The sequence below is a fragment of the Shimia sagamensis genome (assembly GCF_900182745.1).
GTDB classification, from domain to species: Bacteria; Pseudomonadota; Alphaproteobacteria; order Rhodobacterales; family Rhodobacteraceae; genus Shimia; species Shimia sagamensis.
This window is the reverse complement of the sequence record NZ_FXTY01000001.1, coordinates 594,282-614,679: the sequence shown is the minus strand read 5'-3', so window position 1 is coordinate 614,679 and position 20,398 is coordinate 594,282. Positions and strand designations below refer to the sequence as shown.

The following is a 20,398-nucleotide window of genomic DNA, read 5'->3' as shown; positions in this document are numbered from 1 at the left end:
CGCAACTTTCTCTGCTCTACTGGTTCGCAATGTGGCGCCATTTGCGATTACCAAAAAAGTGTTTGACTACGTATACATAGTCACCTCGACATTCAAAAGCAGTATCCGCCCCTTGTTGTCGCGTTATGGGTAAAGTCCCACTCACAATTCTCGTGCATCGATCCCGTGTGAACCGGAATTTTTCCTAGAAAATGAACAGCCCCCCTTTACCCAGCCTTCGTGGTAAGGAACAACACATATACCTTTCTTGCACCTAATAGATTTTATGCCCGCTCTCTCATCAAGAAAATCTCAACAAAAGACCCCGGCGATTTCGGTCATTGTCCCGGTCTTTAACGTGTCTGACCATGTGGTTGCTTGCCTGCACAGCATCCAAGCGCAGTCTTGGACAGATTTTGAGGTTATCGTGGTGGATGATGGCTCCACGGACGAAAGTGGCAGTTTGGCGGCTGCGTTTTGTGAAACCGACGCGCGCTTTCATTTTGTTACACAGCCCAACAAAGGTCTCTCCGGGGCCCGAAACACCGGTCTGGACCTCGCAAAAGCGGAGGTCATTTCGTTCGTCGACAGTGACGATCGCATTGCCCCAGAATTCCTCGAAGCGCTTTACAGCGTTTTAGAGACTACAAACGGTGACTGGGTCGCTTGTGCAGTGAAGAGCTGCCATGCGGACGGCAACTATTCGGTGCATTCTGCCATCCATGACGCATCGGCATTTCACGAATCCTCTGTGCCACGTCGCTATCCTTTCGAAGAGTGGCAACAGGTGGTCCGCCATTTTCCCTCTGCCTGGAATAAGCTGTATCGGCGCAGCTTGATCGACGGTTTGCGGTTTGATGAAGGCACCTGGTTTGAGGATCACAGCTTCTTTGAGCGGGCCGCCGCCCAGACCGATCATCTTTTGCATCTCCCGCGTCCGCTCTATTGGCAAACGCAGGGACGGGAGGGGCAAATCACCACATCTGATAGCGATCGTGTGTTTGAACAAATGGACGTGTTGCGACGTTTGCGTGGCATTATGGAACTGGGGCCCTTTGACGGCGCGGGCGAGGCCTATGAGCAGATTGCCAGCCGTTTGCTTTTTGAACGCAGCTTGAGCCTACGGCACCCCGCTCGGCGTGCTCGGTTTGCCGCAGAGTCGGCACAGTTTCTTCAACGTGAAGGCCTGACGTATGCCACCGACTGGGACAGCGACACAGCGCTCAGTTGGGGGGTGGAGATGGCCGGTGATTTGCCCCTGTCAGTGTGCATCGAATGCAGCTCTACGCCATCGGCAGATCTTCAAACCACACTGGACAGTCTTGCCCAACTGATTGGTCCGGGATTGGAGGTTGTTCTTCTGTGCCGATCCACGCCCGTGGCGCAAACACTGGAGAAACTACACCCAAACCTGCGGGTGTTAGATCTGGGACGGCTGTTGCCCGAGCGGCTGTGGCTAGAGATTAGAGGGCGCTTTGTCTGCATCCTGCGACCTGGCGTTGAACTTAAGCCTGCCTCACTGTTTCAGATGGTTGAGCTAATGTTGCGCCAGGATGCCCAAGTGGGATTGACGGCTTATGCGACACCCAGCCATTGCTCTGACACAGCGCCCGGTTATTGCACCGGTTTTTCTGATCTGGGGGCTTTCAGCAACCAACCTCTCGTCAAAGGGCTGTTGTCAATGGATGGCGTTGCGGCACTGTCGCTGTTGCCCGAGCTGTCCGCACGTATGTTTGATCGCTCTTTTCTGATCAATCACAAGCTGACACTTACCAAGTCGCCTCGGACCGGATGGGCCTTGCAGATTGGTGCGGCGGTGCTGGCGCCTCGTGTGGTGTATGAACCCTGGGCTGGAATGTCGATCTCATTTCCAGCGCCAGACAATGAGCCTGTCAGCGTTATTGGAAAAGAGCATGATGCTTTGGTTCGGGCCTTGCCGGACGCTGCCAAACATCGCCTGCCCAAAGGATGGCAGCGACGGTTATTCGGCCGCGCTTTCCAAAGGGAGCAGTCACTTAGAGGCGGGCGAAAAGCTTTGCAAAAGGATATTGGCTTGGTGTGGGCCGCTGCCCGCCGTGGCCTGCTTGGCAACACTCCTAAGGAAGCCAGTTTTGACCATCCGCATGTTATAAGTCTGGAAAAGATCTTTGACCCAGTCGGGCGATTGGCAAGATCATTTGGCCGGCCGCGGTCCCGATCGCTCCTCACCCAGCAAAAACAACTGGACGCGCGGGTAGATGTTCTGCGCGCCAGAGATGAAAACAGCACGCTATGGTTTTTCCCGGCTGCATCGCACAGTGTATTCACTTGTATCGCTGACTTTTCACAAAAAGCGTATGCCAATTTGAACTTTCTGGCGGCTGACGGCCTGACCGTTCCGGTACATTTTTCGTTTCGCCCGGAGGAGTGCTGCATTGTTTTCAACCATCAAGACAACGATGGTTGGGGCAAGGAACGATCATGGCCTTTTGCTTTTGCAGCATCGATCCTGACCGTACGCATCGTAATTGAGGCCCACACCGTGCATCTCGTCTTGGACGGTCAAGAGTTTTGCACTGTGACGGTGGACACCCAGTTTCACAAACCTGACGCAGAAGGGCTGGGTCTCACCTTAATCGAGCCGCAAGGGGACATCCGTCCCTTAGAAATTCTTCCCAAGCCTCCAGTGTCGGATCTGTCTCTTGACCCAAGGCTGACATTGCAAGCCGCACACGCTTCTGACGGGCTTCACATTAGAGACCTCACTTCCGGATCCTTGCTTCCTGTGACCGCGCTGGAGAGTTTGCCACAGCAGCCTGGAGTTAGGGCTCTGCTGCCAGCCCGCCTTTGGACCACCTTGCCGGAAGGCACGGACGCTTCCTTGCACCTTCAACTCGAAAACATCGACGGGCACCCTGTTGGCGCGCCTTTGGTTCTGTCGCAGGTCGATTTGGTTGGGCATATAAAAACGCTGTTGGCCCGCGAGCTCTCTTGTGCAGACACAACGTTGGTGCTGACCGTGTTGGAGCACATCGTTCACGCCCGTCTATATCCTTTACTAAACAGGTCTGAACAAAACACAGTGCAAACCCTCGCCTCGCATTTCGGGTTGGACGCCTTTTTGCTTGGTGCTGACACCGGTGTGGGCTTAGGACAAGGCGCACCTCTGACATCTATCAACCCTGCCGCCGGGCCGGACCCGATCACTCGGGAAATTGACGCTGCTTTGGCAGAGCTGGCCGCAAATCTGGCCGACAACAGTGGAAAACCGCCCCTGGAAATTGTGGCGCACCTGCCGGTGTCAGCCTTTGCTGTGCAACATGTTTATCTCACGCTGGGCGAGTTTTTTGCGCGTGACGACCAGGATTTTGCGTCGTTCTTTGCCTTGGCAAAATCCGCGGGCGTGCGGTCGTTTGTGCCAATTGGGCAGTCTTGGCACGATTCGGTTGTCTTGCCATTCTTGTTTTTGCAGGGCGACATGGAGGCCTTGCTGGCGACATTCAGATCGTTGGTGAAGCCGAGGCAGGATTGGATATCCACCACGTCCATCGCTTGGGTAGTTCGACAGGCACTTCGCTCGCAGACAATGTCCAGCAGGCACCGTGCACATCTGTTGTTTCTCTTTGAGGCATTCATATCAAGGCGGACGCCAAACTATTGGGAGCGGGCACATTGCCGGGAGCTGACTTTGGCAGCTGTGGACTTGGCGGGTCAACATGATGTGTTGCCAGAACGACAGAGGCGCCGCGTGTTGCACTTTTGTGCGCGCAATTACGGGCTGTCCCGCCTGTTTTGGGAGCTTTTAACAGATCGCAATGACGCTCCAATGGCCTCAGAGTTGCAAACGGCAAAAACCCAATACGACAAAATCCAATCTCACGCACATGATCCACAGGCGGCCCATGTGGCGCTTATGTTTTTTGACAATGTGAACTGTCCGGATGCGCCCAGAGTCCGGCGTGAGGTGTTTGGTTCCGCAGGGGTTCCGCTGCCCCAAAACACTTCCCTTGATTTGGCGACTTTGCAGCAGGCACATAAAGATCCTGCGTTGGCAGCCTTACGGTTCATGGCGGCTCCGGGCGCAGCGACACCTGAGGCCTCTCTGGCGGAATTGGTTGCGCATCGGGGTCCGCAATTGCTGCAAAACTTGTCCCGGGCGCCTTTTCCTACGGAGCAGAGGACAGTTGCGGCAGACATTGCCCGCGTGCTCTCCAATCCAGAAGAGGTCGTCGATCCAGAAAATCTGGAGTCTCTCCTGCGTCGTTGTGGCGTTCTTGGCGACCGTCGATCCCACTTTCTGGGCATTGCATTAGGCGTCATTCTGATCACTTGTTTTGGCAGGACACGTCAAAATCAGCCTCATGTGGCAACCGTGGTGCATTGGGTTCGCACACAAATTGCATCTCTGGGACAGGCTGATCAGCAGGCTATTATGTTCAGCACTCCGGTCCAGATGACGCTAGCCGCTCTCCTTCGAAGTGGGCACAGCCAGGATGTGGCCCACGAGTTGGAGCGCTTGCTGTTGGGGGGAGCCAAGGGGAAGACCTTGCCGGTTCCCGCCAAGGAGGGCGCGCTTTCCGGATCACCGCTTTATGACACAATCGTCACTGTGTTCTCCTGCAAACCTTACCTGAATTCGCGCATTCCGGTACTGCGTGATGGCTGGTTGCGCCTTCTGCAGGCTCTGGGCGTGCCCTATGTCGTGATTGTTGGTGACGGGGATGGCCAGCGTCACGGAGATGTGCTGCATCTGGATGCGCCGGACGACTACGAAGGGCTTCCACTAAAAACCCTCGCGGCCATTGAATGGGTGCACAACTCCACTGATTTTGCCCATATGGTGAAAGTGGATGATGATTGCTTTTTCAACGCCCCATTGTTTTTTCAATCCCTGAATTACCGGAAATTTGACTACTACGGTCGTCGGCTCACACGGGGAGTCGGCCAACTCGATCGGATTTGGCATCAGCAAAAATCCACGACGCAACGCGGCCGTATGGACCTCGACAAATCGCCGGAACCGTCCACTTATGCAGACGGTGGGTCTGGTTATGCACTCAGTCGCAAAGCCATGTCGGCGGCTTTGATCGCGGCGCAAACGTCGGCCGGTCAGCAGCTAATCCAAGTGTCCTTTATGGAGGACAAGTTGCTGGGAGATTTGTTGGCCATGAGCGGCATTTCTGTGGTGGATGAGGACTATTCCGTAACCGTGCGCCGCCGTGCGCATGGCGATGGCATTCCTGTGCCGTCATGGCAGAATGGTTTTAACAGCAGCAAATCAGCGCCCGTACATCTGGTGCACATGGATACAACGGATGGTCAGCAGGAAGCTGTTGCCAGGCTGAACAAGTTTGAGCTGACGCCCAAAAAGATTTGGCCCAGCTATCAAAAAGTGCGCCTGGGCTACCAAAGCAATGCGTTGGAGTTGGTGTCGCCAGAAGCACGATTGCACGAGGCCCGTCACGCGGAGGTCGCGCTGGTGGCTTGCATGCGAAATGAAATGTTCATGCTGCCGCAATTTCTAAAGCACTATCGCAAGTTGGGTGTTGGCGCGTTCCTGATCGCGGACAATGCCTCTGATGACGGAACGTTGGAATATCTCGCTGAACAGCCAGACGTCTCCGTCTTTTCTGTGGATACCGACTATAAGCTGTCTCACTACGGCGTCGCTTGGCAGCAGGCACTTCTGGCGGAATACAGGGTCGACAAGTGGAGCATTGTTGCAGATGCGGATGAGCTGCTTGTGTGGCAAGAAAATCAGACCCAGACATTGCCGGAATTGCTTTCTGAGCCTGACTTCGCGAAGGCTGAGGCTGTCCGGTTGTTTATGTTAGATATGTATCCCAAAGGCCCGCTTGAGGATGCGCGCTTTACTGGGAATCCATTTGACGAGGCCGGCTATTGTGACCGTGTGCCTTTCCTGTCCAATCTGCCTGTTTTTGGGCCGTTTTCGGATCGTCCAACCTGGACCAGCGCCTTGCGGCACCGCCTAATCCCTGGCTCACGCCCCAATCTATTTGTGGCGCAGAAACTGGCCTTGATGCGGTACCAACCTTGGATGCGTTTGTCCGCAGGTTTGCACTATGTTGGAGACGCGCGTTTGGCTGACCGTGAATTGATTTTTGCGCATTTCAAATACAACGCGGATTTCCGGCGCAAAGCGCAAACAGAGGTCGCCCGCCGTCAGCACTTCAATGACGCCGAGGAGTACCAGAAATACCTGGCGTTGGCCTCTGAAGGGCGCAGTGTGATCTACGATCCGGACCTGTCTGCGCATTGGGCAGACACGCCCTTCGCGCAAAAGATTTTTGGCTCTCAGACAACGCCAAAGTGAGATGTGTCGCTAGGGTGTCCGTTTAGAGTCTTGATTTGCAGCGTAGTGGGTCAGCAGCTCACGAATGTGGGTGTCCATCGTGGTTGGTGCCCGCGCGGACCGCCAGTAGGCGTCCATATCGATCTCGCCATTCAGAATTGCGGCGATCCGAGCGCAAAATGCCTGAACATCTCCCGCCGGAAACACCATGTCGGGGCAGTTTGCCAGTTCCTGCGCGCCGCCCAAATCCGCGGTCAGCAGCGGGATATGACGGCTGTGTAACTCAATGGCGACCTGCGGTAGGTTGTCGTGCCAAAGCACTGGAACCACTCCAACATCAATGCCCGCCAAAAGTGCCTCCAGATCATCGTGGGAATACCCATCCACATGTGTCAGCTCCGCAAGTCGATCACCAAGCTTGCCTAACCGTGCCATGGTTTCCGCGTCGCCCTGTCTGGCAGCGGCGGTAAAACGGACCCGGGTTGCCAACTCTTCCGGAAGCGCCTCCAACGCCTCGAGAAGAAACATGAACCCTTTGTCGCGCCGCATGTATCCCAAGAAACCCAACGTGAATGTGCCATCCTCACGCAATAGCCGCTTTCGCGGGGGAGTTCGGGAAAAGGCCTCCGCCTGCTGGGTGCCGATGTAGCTGGTTGTGCACGTTTCGGGCCGCAATCCGTATTGAACCGCAATTTTCCGAACCGCATCGGACACACAGAGCACCAAATCGCAATTTTGATTGATGCTCTCCACCATCTCTGCACGCCGGGTTGCAAACGCTCCGGCAACCTGGGCGCTGTCTTGATTCAGCACGGGTGTTGTGCCTGTTTTTGGCTTGATCAGCTGTTTCAGCTGTTTTTGCAGACCAACGGCGCGTCGCCCAAGCCGCATGATCCAGACAAAGCTATATCGAAATCCACGGCTGCCAGGTTCTAAGCCACGTTTCTTTAGACGATAGGCCAATCCGTTTGCCAGTTTGATGTGATGTGGATCATGCCCACCGGTCAAACAGTCTGCGCATTTTCGCCCGTCTGCAAAGTCGCTGCAGGATTCTTTCTCTTGGTACCAAAAATTCACCTGCGGACAGAAGGGGTAGTAGTTGTGCAAAGAGAGAATAACCTTGGTGTTTGGCCATTTCTCCTTGAGGGCCAAAGCGGAAACCGGCAGCCCTTCAATGTTGTTGAAATGGATCACGTCATAAGGGCCGGTTTGTTCGATGAAATCAAAAAACGCTGCTTGTGTTGCACTGTGGTTGACCTGCGCTTGGTCCCCAAAACAATGGTGCGCGGGTGCCAAAACACCGGAATTGACTATTTCATAGTGGTTGGGTCGATCACGGGTTTTGCCATGCCCCAGCTGCTCCCAACGAGGCTGCTTTGCAGGCAGATCATGCGACAGTCCGGCTGTCAGAAAGCTGACCTCAACATCAGGTCTCTGGGACAGCTCCGCCATCACGTTACGTTGGTAAATCGAAACGCCGCCGCCGCGGTTTTCGGAGTCCAAGTAATCGACCCAATTGTAGTAAAGTATCTTCACTGAGAGTCCGGTTTTTTGGTGCCAAGTTGGTTTTCGATTGTGTCCAAACGGGTGTTCACTTCTTGCGTGTGCTTGTTCAGTCGATTGCGTAACGTGGCATTCTCCTGCAGTAGCAATTGTATGAGGTTCAACATTTCAGCTCTGTCCGGCGCATCTGCAATTGGCAGGTGATCCGCAAAAAGAGCTGCCAATGGCGCCGTGTTTTGGCTGGCCTTCAAAGTTTCCATGGCGCGTTGGGACGTCTCAACAACATGATCAAAACTTTGGGAACTTCTATTTTCGAGCTGATGGTCGTCCAGCAGTTTGGCAAAGCGCTCCTGTAACTGTTTTGGCCGCCCCGCCTTCATGCCCATGTTCTGCGTGATGCGAGTCAGCTCTAGAAAACGATCTTCCATACGCAGATTGATTCTGTCACCCGGCACATTCCAACGCTTGGCATTTTTGCCGTCAAATGGAATGCCCAAAACTCCTAGAAAGTCTCTAAACAACTCGTGGTTTTCACGCAGCGCTTCCGTGTAGGGGCGCACAATGACAGATTTTGACCCAAACATCTCAATCCAGGGCTTTAAAGCAAGGCTGTAATCATAATGGATCGGTTCCATTACGTCGCAAACGGTGCTGTTAAAATCCGGTACCGGCTGCCTGAGCTTGACCAATTGGTTGTACCACGATCGCAAATGCGCGTCTGGTCGCCGCAAATACGCGATGATCTTGAAGGTAAACTCATTTTTGACGGGCGCAATGATGTCCTTGAGCAATTGCGTAGCTGCTGGGTTGGCCCCCATACGCATAAATTCTTCCGAGCTGATAAGCACGGAAGGACATTTGCTTTGACGCACATAGTCAAAAAAGTTGTTCCAGCGTGTTTGTGCAGGAACATCGTTTTGAAACCCATACATCAGTGATGACACACCGGCTTCCCGATAAATTGAAAACGCCAGTTTGGAGTGTTTTGCCAAATCGCAAAACTGCTCTGGATAATCCACACCCTTGTTCCACAAGGTGCCAAGGTCTCTCAGGGCCTGTCGGTTGCTGTTCATAAAGACTTGCAGGGCCGTGGTGCCGGTTTTGTAGTGGCCGATATGGATGTAGATGGTCTTAGTCATGATCGATTCAGCATATAAATTTGGTGTCAGAAAGTGCTACACCATGGACGGGTTTGGGCTTGGGACGCAATGGCTAAGAAAGCCTCCAGGCCAGAGAAAACGGCGGTTTCATTTTTGTGCACGTTGTCGGGCCATCAGCTCCAAATGGGCCTCAACAGCTTCATGAACATCTTCAAAGTACTGAAGCTTCCCATCCGATAGCAGCACACCGGAGTCACAGAAATTTTTGACCTGCCCCATATCGTGGCTGACCAAAATGGCGCTGGAAGTTTGCATGCGGTCTTTGAAAAGCTCGCGACTTTTGGCCCGAAACACAGCATCACCTACGGCGGTTACTTCGTCCACCAGATAGGTGTCGAAATGAATGCCCATAGAAACGCCAAAGGCGAGCCGCGCTTTCATACCGGAGGAATAGCTGCGAACAGGCATATAGAAGTGATTTCCCAATTCCGCAAACTCGCGCACAAATTCACAAAGCTCGTCGCTGTCCACGCCATAGACCCGCGCGACAAAACGAATATTTTGAACGCCGGTCAGGTTGGCGTGAAAGGATCCGGCAAATCCAACAGGCCATGAGATCGACCCATCACTCTCGATGTGGCCGGTATCCGGCCGTAATGTTCCGGCAATGATTTGCAGCAACGTGGACTTGCCCGCCCCATTGCGCCCCAACAATGCCAGGGAGCGTCCGCTGGGGAGCTCCATGTTGAGATTGTTGATCACAATCTTTTTGTGTCCGCGAACGCGAAAGCTTTTTACGAGATTCTCAATTCGGATCATTGACCCAGCCCTGCCTCAACTGCGATCCCGAATGGAATAATACACCAGCGTCAGAATAGACCATACCAGCAACAGGCACAGGGCTGCCAACGCCGCCATCGTTATGCGTTTCGGATATTCGCTGGATTCTGCCAATGTTGGTGGGACAAAAGTGGCCAAATACCGGCTTTGGCGTTGTGCTTTTGCCCGTGCCACGTCAACGGCGGACAGGGTTGCACGATAGGTGCCTTCGGCAAACTCCCGGTCAACCACCAGACCCTCATATTCTGCAATCAGGTCCGGATAGTCCTCTTGCCCGGCGCCGGTTTCGATGGATTCCGTGGCAAAGGCTTCCCGCTCCAGTTTGATGCGGTCCTGAATGGCTGTGATCCGCCTCTGGGTTTGCGAGATGCGGGGATCGTTGGGGGAGGTGGTGCCTTTTAGCAGATCGTATTCAATCAAGGCTTCCGCCAGTTGTTGCTGCAAATTGCTCATGACCCCCATGCGGCCTTGTAGGTCTGAAGCGGGGTCGACAATCCGTGTCCGTGTCCGAAACGCCGTTAGCGCCTCGCGAGCTATTTTCAGACGGTCAACCGAGGTTTCCAAGTCTTCGCGTGCATAGCGCATGGCGTCTTCACGCGCCTGATCGTTGAGCGCGTTGATCATGGCTTGACTGTAGGACACGATACTAGATGAAATCGCATTTGCGGTTTCCGGATCAAAGGCGCGCACTTGCACATCAATCAATCCGGAGGAGCTGTCGAGGGACACACGCACAATCCGGGTCCAAAACCATTCTAGATCTTCAATTGTTGCGTCCGGCCACAGGGAAAAAACAGGGTCTTCTTTCCAATATTGGCTGTAATGTGCACGGAGTCCAACGCTCTCTTCGACCAAGCGTACCATGCGCTGGCTAAGGATAAACTGATACAGAATTTCGCCATCACCAGAGGTGTTGCCACCGGTCAATTGCGCAAGCCCTCCCAATATCTCTTGGGCGCCCGCGCTTTCTTCTTGGCGCACGGTAAACCCTGTCACAGAGCCAAATTGATCTTTAGAGACACCCCAAAGGTAGCCCACAACGCCGCCGATGGGTAAAATTACCATGAGGAAGAAAGACGCGACAATCACCCAGTGGCGGGGGCTCATACGGGCAGCTTTGGCGGGAGGTTTTGACTGAACCTTGCGAGGTTGGTCCGGCGTCTTTGGTACAGGCGCGGGGGCGGGCGCAGGAACGGGTAGCTGCGGGGTCTCTGCGCTCTGGGCTTGAGGCGTTTTGTTTGGTGTAGTGTTCTTTGCGTGGGGCTTCTTGTTGGCTGCGTCGGCATTTGCGTTTCGCGCTTTTCCGCCACCCGCATGCCCAGCGTTTGGTTTCTGCGCATTTTGGCCAGCCGCAGAGCCGTTTTTGCCGGCACCTTTACCTGTCACAACTTTTAACTTTTCGGGGTTACCTGATGCTGAACCCGCGGCAGCGGGTTTGGACGCCGCCTTGGGTGTCGGCTGCTTCTGTGTGTTAATATCACCTTTAGAAACAGATTTTTTTTCAGCTTTCGGTGCACCTTGCCCCTGGGATGCATCTGCCATTATGTGCCTTTGCAAAGCATAATTGAAATCTGGATCTTTTTTAGCATACTTTATTTCCGAAACGCTAGCATTGGAAATCTCACCTATGTCCGCTTCTGACAACGCCCCTATTCCACCGGCACAGCGCCCCGCGCGAATACGAGCAGCTCGATTTGGCACGTTTCGGGCTACTTTTGCTTTGATCCTCCGAGAAATGGGCACGCGTTACGGCCGGTCTCCAGGCGGGTACATTTGGGCGTTTCTTGAGCCGTTGGGTGGAATCATGATTCTAACCGTGGGCTTCTCGCTGGTCATGCGGACCCCGGCCCTTGGGAGCAGCTTTCTTTTGTTTTACGCAACCGGGATGCTGCCATTTTCATTGTACATGTCGTTGTCCAACAACATAATGCAGGCGTTCAGGTTTTCGCGATCCTTGTTGATGTATCCTGCCGTGACTTGGGTGGATGCCGTTTTGGCTCGGTTCTTATTGAACTGGCTGACCGGTTTGATTGTTATGATTTGTTTGCTCAGTGGCGTGCTGGTGGTCTCCGACACACGCGCCGTTTTGGATTTCACGGCCATTCTGCACGCCGTTTGGATGACGTGTCTTTTGGGATTGGGGGTCGGTGTGTTGAACTGTGCGCTCGCCGGGTTGTTTCCGGTTTGGCAGCAAGTCTGGAGTATTCTCACCCGTCCTCTTTTTATTATGTCGGGGATCTTTTTCTTGATCGACGATTTCCCGGAGAGAGTTCAAGAAATCATGTGGCTCAACCCAATTGCGCACGCCATTTCTTCCATGCGCGCGGGATTTTATCCATCCTACCGGGCGGAGAATGTGGACCTCGCATATGTAGGATTCTTTGGTCTGATCGCACTGTTTTTTGGGATAGTTCTGTTGGTCCGATATCATCGGGAAATTCTGAACAGCTAAATTTCTGACTGCTCAGGTGCCACCTTTGCCCAGTCCAATACTGTTTTGTGGGGCACCGAGGTCCGGCGCAGCAAACCGTCGACCACCGCATGTTGCAGCAGTTTCAAGAACACCCGCTGCTCCCCTTTGTGATGCCGGGTTTTAAGCAGCCACTTGGGCAGAACCAAAAATAGCAGGGGCACAAAAAACAGGCCGGCTGCCTCGCGGTACAGCATCAAAAGGTTGCGGTGATAGTAATAGACTTTCCACAGCGGTCGAAACCGTAGGTCGTCTTCGCCAAACGTGGAGCAATCATGCTCAAATTTGAGGTCTGGGATGAACCCAATTTGGCCCCCGGCCTTGCTCAAGCCCAGCGTATAAAGCCCGTCTTCTCCGTAAACAAACAGCCGCCCGTCGGGATAGCCCACCTTTGCCACCGCCACGCGGGACACAAATAGCCCTACAAAGGATGACACATCGATCTGTTTTGGCTGTCCTTGATAATCTTCCGGCGTGATATGAAACCCATCCCGTCCGCCACGCCCAAGCAGCGTATTTAAGAACACCTTCCTGTGCCAAAATGGATTGCGAGAAGGGCGGTTCATGTCACAAATCTCGCCATGCGGATAGTAGACCGCCGCCGCCAGCCCATCCCAGGCGGACACGTCCATCGCTTGAAATTTGGCAAAGGTGTCGGAGGTTGGTCGACCATCGTCATCCATCACAACAATCCAATCGGGATCATGTGTTTCGGTAATCAGTCGCATCCCATGTTCAAACCCGCCAGCGCCACCGCGGTTTTCAGTCATGTGCGCCACAATCAGCCGGGGATCGGTTTGCTGCGCAAGCCACACATCCGTGCCATCGGTGGAGGCGTTGTTAACAACCAGCACGCCTTCTAAGTCCTGAGTAGGGGACTCAAGCAACCGGGCGACAGTCTGCTTGAGTTTTTCCAAGCGATTGAATGTGACAACAACGGCAAATAGCCGCTTTGGAGGTTGCGTGGTCTGCAAAGAAAATACCTTTTTCAATATGGCTGAACACATCCCAATTTCCGGGCGCGCTGTCAAACCGGCTGCGTCAATCTAAGCTGCGGACGTGACAAGCGACCAACAGATTGATAGCACTCACATATTGTTTGCAGAAGGGTTTAGAGGCGCGGGCCATGAAAATTGAGACCACAAAATTGGACGGTGTCCTTTTGCTCACACCAGACCGGTTTGGCGACAGTCGCGGATTCTTTAGCGAAAGTTGGAACAAGCGGCGGATGGCTGAACACGGGATTGATTTGGAGTTTGTACAAGACAACCATTCCCTGTCCTCCAAAGTGGGCACAATACGCGGTCTGCACTATCAAACGCCCCCGCATGCTCAGGCAAAATTGGTGCGGTGCGGTCGCGGAGCACTGTTTGATGTGGCTTTAGACATTCGGGTCGGGTCACCCACGTTTGGCCAATGGGTTGGCGCGGAGCTGACAGCAGAAAATGGTCGCCAGTTGCTGGTGCCTGTGGGCTTTGCCCATGGCTTTGTGACCCGTGCGCCGGACACGGAAATTGTCTACAAGTGCACCGACTATTTTGCACCAGACTGTGATCGTGCGATTGCCCACAACGATCCCGTGCTGGGCATTGATTGGGGCGTAAGTATCGCCTCGTTTACGCTCAGTGATAAAGATGCATCCGCACCTCTTTTGGCTGATATAGAGCCTGTATTTGCATGGGATGGCCGCCAATGAAGATCCTTGTAACGGGCGGTGCTGGCTTTATCGGATCTGCGGTGGTGCGTCTGGCCGTTGCGCGGGGTCATCACGTTGTCAATCTGGATGCGCTGACCTATGCCGCCTGTCTCGACAATGTCGCCTCGGTGGCGGACAATCCGCTATACATCTTTGAACACGCGGACATTCGGGACGCGGATGCTCTGGCGCGCATTTTTGCGGATCATCAGCCAGATGCGGTGATGCATCTGGCGGCGGAAAGTCATGTGGATCGGTCCATTGATGGTCCCGGTGCGTTTATCGACACCAATGTGAATGGCACGTACACCCTGTTGGACGCCGCCCGAACCTATTGGCAAACTAACGGTAAGCCCGACAGTTTTCGGTTCCACCACATTTCCACCGATGAGGTTTACGGTACGTTACAGGATGAGGGGCAGTTTACCGAGGACAGCCCTTATGCACCCAATTCGCCCTATGCTGCGTCCAAAGCCAGCAGCGACCACTTGGTCCGCGCGTGGGGTGAAACCTATCAGCTGCCATTTGTTATCACCAACTGCTCCAACAATTACGGCCCGTTCCATTTCCCCGAAAAACTGATCCCGGTTGTGATTTTGAACGCCCTGGCAGGCAAAAACATCCCTGTCTACGGCCAAGGTTTGAACGTGCGCGATTGGCTATATGTGGAAGATCACGCCGACGCGCTTTTGACCGTTCTCGAGAAAAGTCAAAATGGTCGGACCTACAACATTGGCGGTGAAAACGAGGCCCGCAACATCGATCTTGTGGAAAGCATCTGTGCCATTCTGGATCGGATGCGTCCTGCAGATCGACCCTACTCCAGCCAAATAAACTATGTGCAGGATCGTCCGGGCCACGATTACCGCTATGCCATTGATCCCACGCGACTGCGCGAAGAGCTGGGCTGGCGCCCCTCCGTGACGCTGCAACAGGGCTTGGAAAAAACCGTGCACTGGTATCTGGAAAATCCAGACTGGTGGCAGGCTTTGCAGGCGCGTGATGGTGTGGGCCACCGGCTCGGCACAACAAAAGGCGCGTAACCGCGTGCAGCGCGACACCAATGAGGAGCGGTGATGAAAGTTCTGGTGTTTGGAAAAACCGGGCAGGTCGCACAGGAGCTGCAGGCTCTGGCTGGGCCAGATGTCCAGATAGAAGCGCTGAGCCGCTCTGAGGCAGATCTGCAAAATCCGTCCGAATGTGCTGAGCGTATTCTGGCAACAGATGCGGATGTGGTGATCAATGCGGCGGCGTATACTGCCGTGGATCAAGCCGAAACAGAGCCTGATATCGCGGAAATCATCAACGCAACGGCCCCCGGCGCCATGGCCAAAGCTGCCGCTGTGCGAAACCTTCCGTTCCTGCATATCTCCACCGATTATGTGTTTGCCGGGGCAGGGGATACGCCTCATGAGGCCAGCGACCCGACGGACCCAATCAACGTATACGGCCGCAGCAAATTGGCGGGCGAAGAGGCTGTGCGGGTTGCAGGTGGCAAATATGTGATCCTGCGCACCAGCTGGGTGTTTTCTGCACATGGGACAAACTTTGTGAAATCTATGCTGCGTTTGAGTGAGAGCCGTGATGCCCTCTCCATTGTGGCGGATCAACACGGCGGCCCAACCCCTGCAGGCGACATCGCCGCAACGTTGCTCACCATGGCGCTGGGCCTTTTGGAGGGTAAACCGAGCGGCACGTATCATTACGCGGGCACCCCCACGACCACTTGGGCAGATTTTGCCCGCGCCATTTTCCAATCTTCCAACCGATCGGTCATGGTGACCAACATCCCCAGCAGCGGCTTTCCCACACCGGCAAAACGCCCGCTCAATTCCCGACTGGATTGCGCCACGCTTCTGTCGGATTTTGGCGTTACACCTCCCGACTGGCAGGCGGGACTCACCCGCGTGATCACGCAATTGGAGCAGGGCGACACATGACGGCACGCAAAGGCATCATTCTGGCAGGCGGAACCGGTTCGCGCCTCTACCCGATAACCATCGGCATCTCCAAACAGCTTTTGCCCATCTATGATAAGCCGATGATCTACTATCCGTTGTCGGTGCTGATGCTGGCCGGAATCCGTGAGATTGCCATCATCACCACGCCGCACGATCAAGAGCAGTTCAAACGCACCCTGGGTAATGGCCACCAATGGGGCCTCAGCCTCACCTACATCGAACAGCCCCGCCCTGACGGTCTTGCGCAGGCGTATCTCTTGGCCGAAGATTTCCTGAACGGCGCACCCAGCGCCATGGTGTTGGGTGACAATATATTCTTCGGACACGGCCTGCCGGAACAGCTCGCCACTGCGGATGCGCGCACGTCTGGCGGTACGGTGTTTGGCTACCGTGTAGCAGATCCAGAGCGCTACGGCGTGGTTGCCTTTGATGAGTCCGGTGCCGCCAGTCGCATTGTCGAAAAGCCCCCTAAGGCGCCATCTCCTTATGCGGTTACGGGTTTATACTTCCTGGACAGCACAGCGCCGGAGCGAGCGCGTACCGTCACCCCATCAGAGCGCGGTGAACTGGAAATCACCACATTGTTGGAAACCTACCTCACCGAAGGCGCGCTACAGGTTGAGCTCATGGGACGTGGTTACGCCTGGCTCGACACCGGCACCCATGCCAGCCTACTGGATGCGGGCAATTTTGTGCGCACCCTGTCGGATCGTCAGGGCCAACAAGTTGGCAGCCCCGAAGAGATCGCCTGGAGCAAAGGCTGGATCAGCGACGCCGAGTTGCACACCCGCGCAGAGATGCTTGGCAAATCTGGATACGGGGCTTACCTCGCCGCGCTTTTGACGGAGAACTAGGCTCTATTTCAGCCCGATTCAGTTCTCCGCCAAATCTTTCAGCTCATATATCAAGTTCAACGCCTCGCGCGGGCTCAGCGTATCCGGTGACACATCCGCAAGCTTGTCTTGTAACGGGGATGGTCCACTTGGCGCCGCGGCCACTGGCGGAGGTGCCGCGGCAAACAACGGCAGATCATCAATCAGCGCCTTTTGCGCCTTGCCTTCCCGCTCGCCTTTTTCCAGTGCGTCCAAAACCACACGGGCGCGATCGACCACAGCCGCTGGCAAGCCTGCCAACTGTGCAACTTGCACGCCGTAGCTGCGGTCCGCTGCGCCTTGGGTGACTTCATGCAGGAAGATCACTTCTCCTTCCCATTCCCGCACCGCCACGGTCGCGTTGTCCACGCCAGCCATTTTCCCGGAGAGCTGAGTCATCTCGTGGTAATGGGTGGCAAACAAAGCCCGCGACTTGTTCACATCATGCAGATGTTCCAGCGTGGCCCAGGCAATCGACAAACCGTCATAAGTTGCCGTCCCACGGCCAATCTCATCCAAAATGACCAAGGCACGATCGTCCGCTTGGTTGAGAATGGCAGCAGTTTCCACCATCTCGACCATAAAGGTCGAGCGCCCGCGGGCCAGATCATCGCTTGCCCCCACACGGCTGAACAGCTGACTGACAAGACCAATTCGGGCACTGTCAGCCGGCACAAAACTGCCCATCTGCGCCAGTAAAGCTATGAGTGCGTTCTGGCGCAGAAAAGTCGATTTACCCGCCATGTTGGGACCGGTCAAAAGCCAGATGCTCGCAGCATCTCCGCCTGACAGATCGCAATCGTTCGCCACAAACGGGTCGCCAGATTTGCGCAGCGCCGCTTCAACCACTGGATGCCGCCCACCTTCGATGGCAAAATCCAGGCTTTCGTTTACTTCGGGGCGGGTCCAGTTTTCATTGGCCGCCAATTCAGCCAAAGCCGCCGCCAAATCAAATTCCGCCAGTGCTTTTGAGGCCGCCGCGACGGGTCCCGACTGATCCAAAATTGCGTTTTTTAGGCTATCATAGAGCCGCTTTTCGATCTCCAGCGCCCGATTGCCAGCGTTCAGGATCTTGGTTTCCATCTCGCTCAACTCAACGGTTGTGAAGCGCACTTGGTTGGCTGTGGTCTGGCGATGGATAAAGGTCTCATTGAGCGGTGGCGACATCATCGCATCTGCGTGTTTCGCCGTGGTTTCGATGAAGTAGCCCAACACATTGTTGTGCTTGATCTTCAGTGCTGAAATCCCGGTTTGTTCAGCGTACTGCGCCTGCATGCTGGCAATCACGCCGCGCCCCTCATCGCGCAGCTCCCGGCTTTCGTCCAGTTCTGGATCATAGCCCGGCGCAATAAACCCACCGTCCCGGGCCAGCAACGGCGGCTCCGCGATCAACGCTTCTTCCAGCAGGTTTAGCAGCTCGTCGTGCCCGCGCAGCGCGTTCCGCGCGGTGTTGAGATCTTCTGCCAACTCGCCGGCATAGGTGCGCTCGGAAATCTCGCCTGCCTGACCCAACCCATTGCGCACCGCGGCCAAATCCCGGGGCCCGCCCCGATCCAATGAAAGGCGTGAGAGCGCCCGATCCAAATCCGGCACTTTGCGCAAAGCGTCCCGCAGATCCGCGGCCTCGCTGCGATGCTCTGCCATGTAAGACACGCTGTCCAATCGCCTGCGAATGGCGGCAAGACGTAAGGAAGGCGAAGACAGTCGTTGCTCCAAGAGGCGCGCGCCGCTTGCGGTCACTGTCCGGTCGATCGTGGCCAAAAGCGACCCAGCCCGCCCGCCGGACAGGCTGGCCGTCAACTCTAAATTCCGGCGTGTGGCAGCATCAATCTGCATCACCCCTTGGGTGGCTTCCCGCAGTGGCGGTTGCAGCAACGGCAGCTTGCCCTTTTGGGTCAGCTCCAGATAATCCACGATCGCGCCCAGCGCACCGGCCTCAGCGCGGCCAAAGGCACCAAAGGCTTCAAGCGAGGAGGCCTTGAACAGTGCCGACACCCTCTTTTCTGCCGAAACAGAGTCGAAACTGCCGCGCGACACAGCGGTCAGCGGCACCCCCATGTCTTCTACAACACTCGCTAAATCTGCTTCGGTGCCTTCCGCAACAAGCAGCTCACTAGGCGCCAACCGCGCCAATTCCGGCCCCAGTCGCACGGGGCTTAGCGGCATCACATGCAGCGCGCCGGTGGAAATATCCGCCCAAGCCAGTGCCGCCTCATCGCGCACCACAGCATAGGCGCCAAGGAAGTTGTGCCGCCGCGCGTCCAACAAGCTGTCCTCAGTTAATGTGCCCGGCGTCACCAGCCGCACCACATCGCGTTTTACAACCGCCTTGTAGCCGCGCTTTTTGGCTTCCGCCGGGCTCTCAAGCTGCTCGCAGACCGCGACGCGAAAGCCCTTGCGGATGAGCGTCAGGAAATACCCCTCGGCGGCATGATGTGGCACGCCACACATCGGAATATCATTGCCGTCATGTTTGCCGCGTTTGGTGAGGGCAATATCAAGCGCCTCTGCCGCCGCCACCGCGTCGTCAAAGAACATCTCGTAGAAATCGCCCATTCGGTAGAACAATATCGCATCCGGATACTGTGCCTTGAGCTCCAGATATTGCGCCATCATCGGCGTGACGCTTGGCTTGTCGCCTTTCACTGCTCAGACCCCCCAAGGTTTGGTTCCCTCCAGATAGCAAACCCCATCCCCTATCGGAAAGCGCAAAACGTGCATTATGGTGATTGTGTATAGACAAGAGACATTAGAATTGATCACTTGGTCAAAATTGAGAAGATAAGCGGGTTCCCATGGCGATCTACAACCTCGGCAGCATCAACGCAGATTACTTTTATCACGTGCCACATCTTCCTGGCCCGGGCGAAACACTGGCTGCCACAAGCATGTCCCGAGGCTTGGGCGGCAAAGGGGCCAATATGAGCGTTGCCGCCGCCCGCGCCGGTGCGCATACCGCCCACATCGGTGCCGTTGGCGGTGATGGCAAGTGGGCCATTGACCGAATGACAGAGTTTGGCGTGGACACCCGCCACATCACCACGTTGACGGATACGCCCATGGGCCAAGCCCTGATCTATGTGGATGATGCGGGGGAAAACAGCATTGTGCTGCTCAATGGGGCAAACTTCCAAATCCCCAAACAAACCATCGCCAGCGCGCTGTCTGAAGCCTCCCCGGGCGACACGCTCTTGATGCAAAATGAGACCCTAAGTCAGCTGGAAACAGCCAAAATGGCCCGCAGCCTTGATCTCTACATTGCCTATGCTGCCGCGCCGTTTGACGCCGCTGCGGTCACCGCCGCGCTGCCGTATCTCGATTTTCTGATCCTCAATGAAGTCGAAGCCGCACAGCTGGAGGAGGCCACGGGCAAAACGCCAGAGGCGCTGGGCGTCACCGATGTCATCATCACGCTTGGGGCCAATGGCGCCCGCTGGATCCACAGCGGCACCGCACGCGATTTCCCCGCCATGCCCGTCACCCCCGTGGACACCACCGGGGCAGGGGACACTTTCACGGGCTACATCCTTGCTGCGCGGGATCGGGGTCTGCCGATGGAGCAATGCATTGCGCTTGCCATGCGTGCCGGCGCCTTAATGGTCACGCGACAAGGCACCGCAGATGTGATCCCGGACCTGAAAGACGTCGACGAGGCCCGCTTCTAGGCACGCCTCGTCTTTCTCAT

Annotated in this window: 13 protein-coding genes; 7 read left to right on the top strand and 6 right to left on the bottom strand. The window is 55.4% G+C overall.

What is annotated here, in order from left to right; translation table 11 throughout:
- Positions 1–265: 265 nt before the first annotated feature.
- Positions 266–6,292, top strand: a complete 6,027-nt coding sequence (locus QOL67_RS02810) for a glycosyltransferase (RefSeq protein WP_283424417.1) — start codon at positions 266–268, stop codon at positions 6,290–6,292.
- Between the two features lie 9 nt (positions 6,293–6,301).
- On the opposite strand, the gene QOL67_RS02805 is transcribed toward QOL67_RS02810, so the two are convergent.
- The 4 genes from QOL67_RS02805 to QOL67_RS02790 all read right to left on the bottom strand — a co-directional run bounded on the left by QOL67_RS02805 (position 6,302) and on the right by QOL67_RS02790 (position 10,821).
- Entirely contained in the window at positions 6,302–7,807 is a 1,506-nt protein-coding gene (locus QOL67_RS02805; protein WP_283424416.1) for a glycosyltransferase, read from the bottom strand.
- Positions 7,804–8,913 carry a hypothetical protein gene (locus QOL67_RS02800; protein ID WP_283424415.1) on the bottom strand — a complete coding sequence of 370 codons (1,110 nt, stop codon included), beginning with the start codon at positions 8,911–8,913 and terminating at the stop codon, positions 7,804–7,806. Before QOL67_RS02800 ends, QOL67_RS02805 begins: the two co-directional genes overlap by 4 nt.
- 108 nt (positions 8,914–9,021) lie before the next feature.
- Positions 9,022–9,693 (bottom strand): ABC transporter ATP-binding protein, encoded by a 672-nt coding sequence (locus QOL67_RS02795; protein ID WP_283424414.1) that lies wholly within the window; start codon positions 9,691–9,693, stop codon positions 9,022–9,024.
- Between the two features lie 15 nt (positions 9,694–9,708).
- A complete protein-coding gene (locus tag QOL67_RS02790; RefSeq protein WP_283424413.1) occupies positions 9,709–10,821 on the bottom strand; it encodes a KpsE/RkpR family capsule polysaccharide export protein in 1,113 nt (370 codons plus the stop codon).
- A gap of 520 nt (positions 10,822–11,341) precedes the next feature.
- Here QOL67_RS02790 and QOL67_RS02785 point away from each other — a divergent pair.
- Entirely contained in the window at positions 11,342–12,166 is an 825-nt protein-coding gene (locus tag QOL67_RS02785; RefSeq protein ID WP_430458929.1) for an ABC transporter permease, read from the top strand.
- Here QOL67_RS02785 and QOL67_RS02780 read toward each other — a convergent pair.
- A complete protein-coding gene (locus tag QOL67_RS02780; RefSeq protein WP_283424412.1) occupies positions 12,163–13,191 on the bottom strand; it encodes a glycosyltransferase in 1,029 nt (342 codons plus the stop codon). The genes QOL67_RS02785 and QOL67_RS02780 overlap by 4 nt on opposite strands.
- A 119-nt stretch (positions 13,192–13,310) precedes the next feature.
- On the opposite strand from QOL67_RS02780, the gene rfbC reads away from it, so the two are divergent.
- Genes rfbC through rfbA form a run of 4 tightly spaced genes read left to right on the top strand, consistent with a single transcriptional unit; the run spans position 13,311 to position 16,695 of the window.
- Positions 13,311–13,880: a dTDP-4-dehydrorhamnose 3,5-epimerase gene (gene rfbC / locus QOL67_RS02775; RefSeq protein ID WP_283424411.1), complete on the top strand. Its 570-nt coding sequence runs from the start codon at positions 13,311–13,313 to the stop codon at positions 13,878–13,880.
- A complete protein-coding gene (rfbB, locus tag QOL67_RS02770) occupies positions 13,877–14,923 on the top strand; it encodes a dTDP-glucose 4,6-dehydratase (RefSeq protein ID WP_283424410.1) in 1,047 nt (348 codons plus the stop codon). Before rfbC ends, rfbB begins: the two co-directional genes overlap by 4 nt.
- 33 nt (positions 14,924–14,956) lie before the next feature.
- Positions 14,957–15,820, top strand: a complete 864-nt coding sequence (gene rfbD / locus QOL67_RS02765; protein ID WP_283424409.1) for a dTDP-4-dehydrorhamnose reductase — start codon at positions 14,957–14,959, stop codon at positions 15,818–15,820.
- Positions 15,817–16,695 carry a glucose-1-phosphate thymidylyltransferase RfbA gene (gene rfbA, locus QOL67_RS02760; RefSeq protein ID WP_283424408.1) on the top strand — a complete coding sequence of 293 codons (879 nt, stop codon included), beginning with the start codon at positions 15,817–15,819 and terminating at the stop codon, positions 16,693–16,695. Before rfbD ends, rfbA begins: the two co-directional genes overlap by 4 nt.
- Positions 16,696–16,713: 18 nt before the next feature.
- On the opposite strand, the gene mutS is transcribed toward rfbA, so the two are convergent.
- Positions 16,714–19,329, bottom strand: a complete 2,616-nt coding sequence (gene mutS / locus QOL67_RS02755; RefSeq protein WP_283424764.1) for a DNA mismatch repair protein MutS — start codon at positions 19,327–19,329, stop codon at positions 16,714–16,716.
- 179 nt (positions 19,330–19,508) lie between these two features.
- Here mutS and QOL67_RS02750 point away from each other — a divergent pair, with 179 nt between their 5' ends.
- Positions 19,509–20,378, top strand: a complete 870-nt coding sequence (locus QOL67_RS02750) for a ribokinase (protein ID WP_283424407.1) — start codon at positions 19,509–19,511, stop codon at positions 20,376–20,378.
- Positions 20,379–20,398 lie beyond the last annotated feature (20 nt).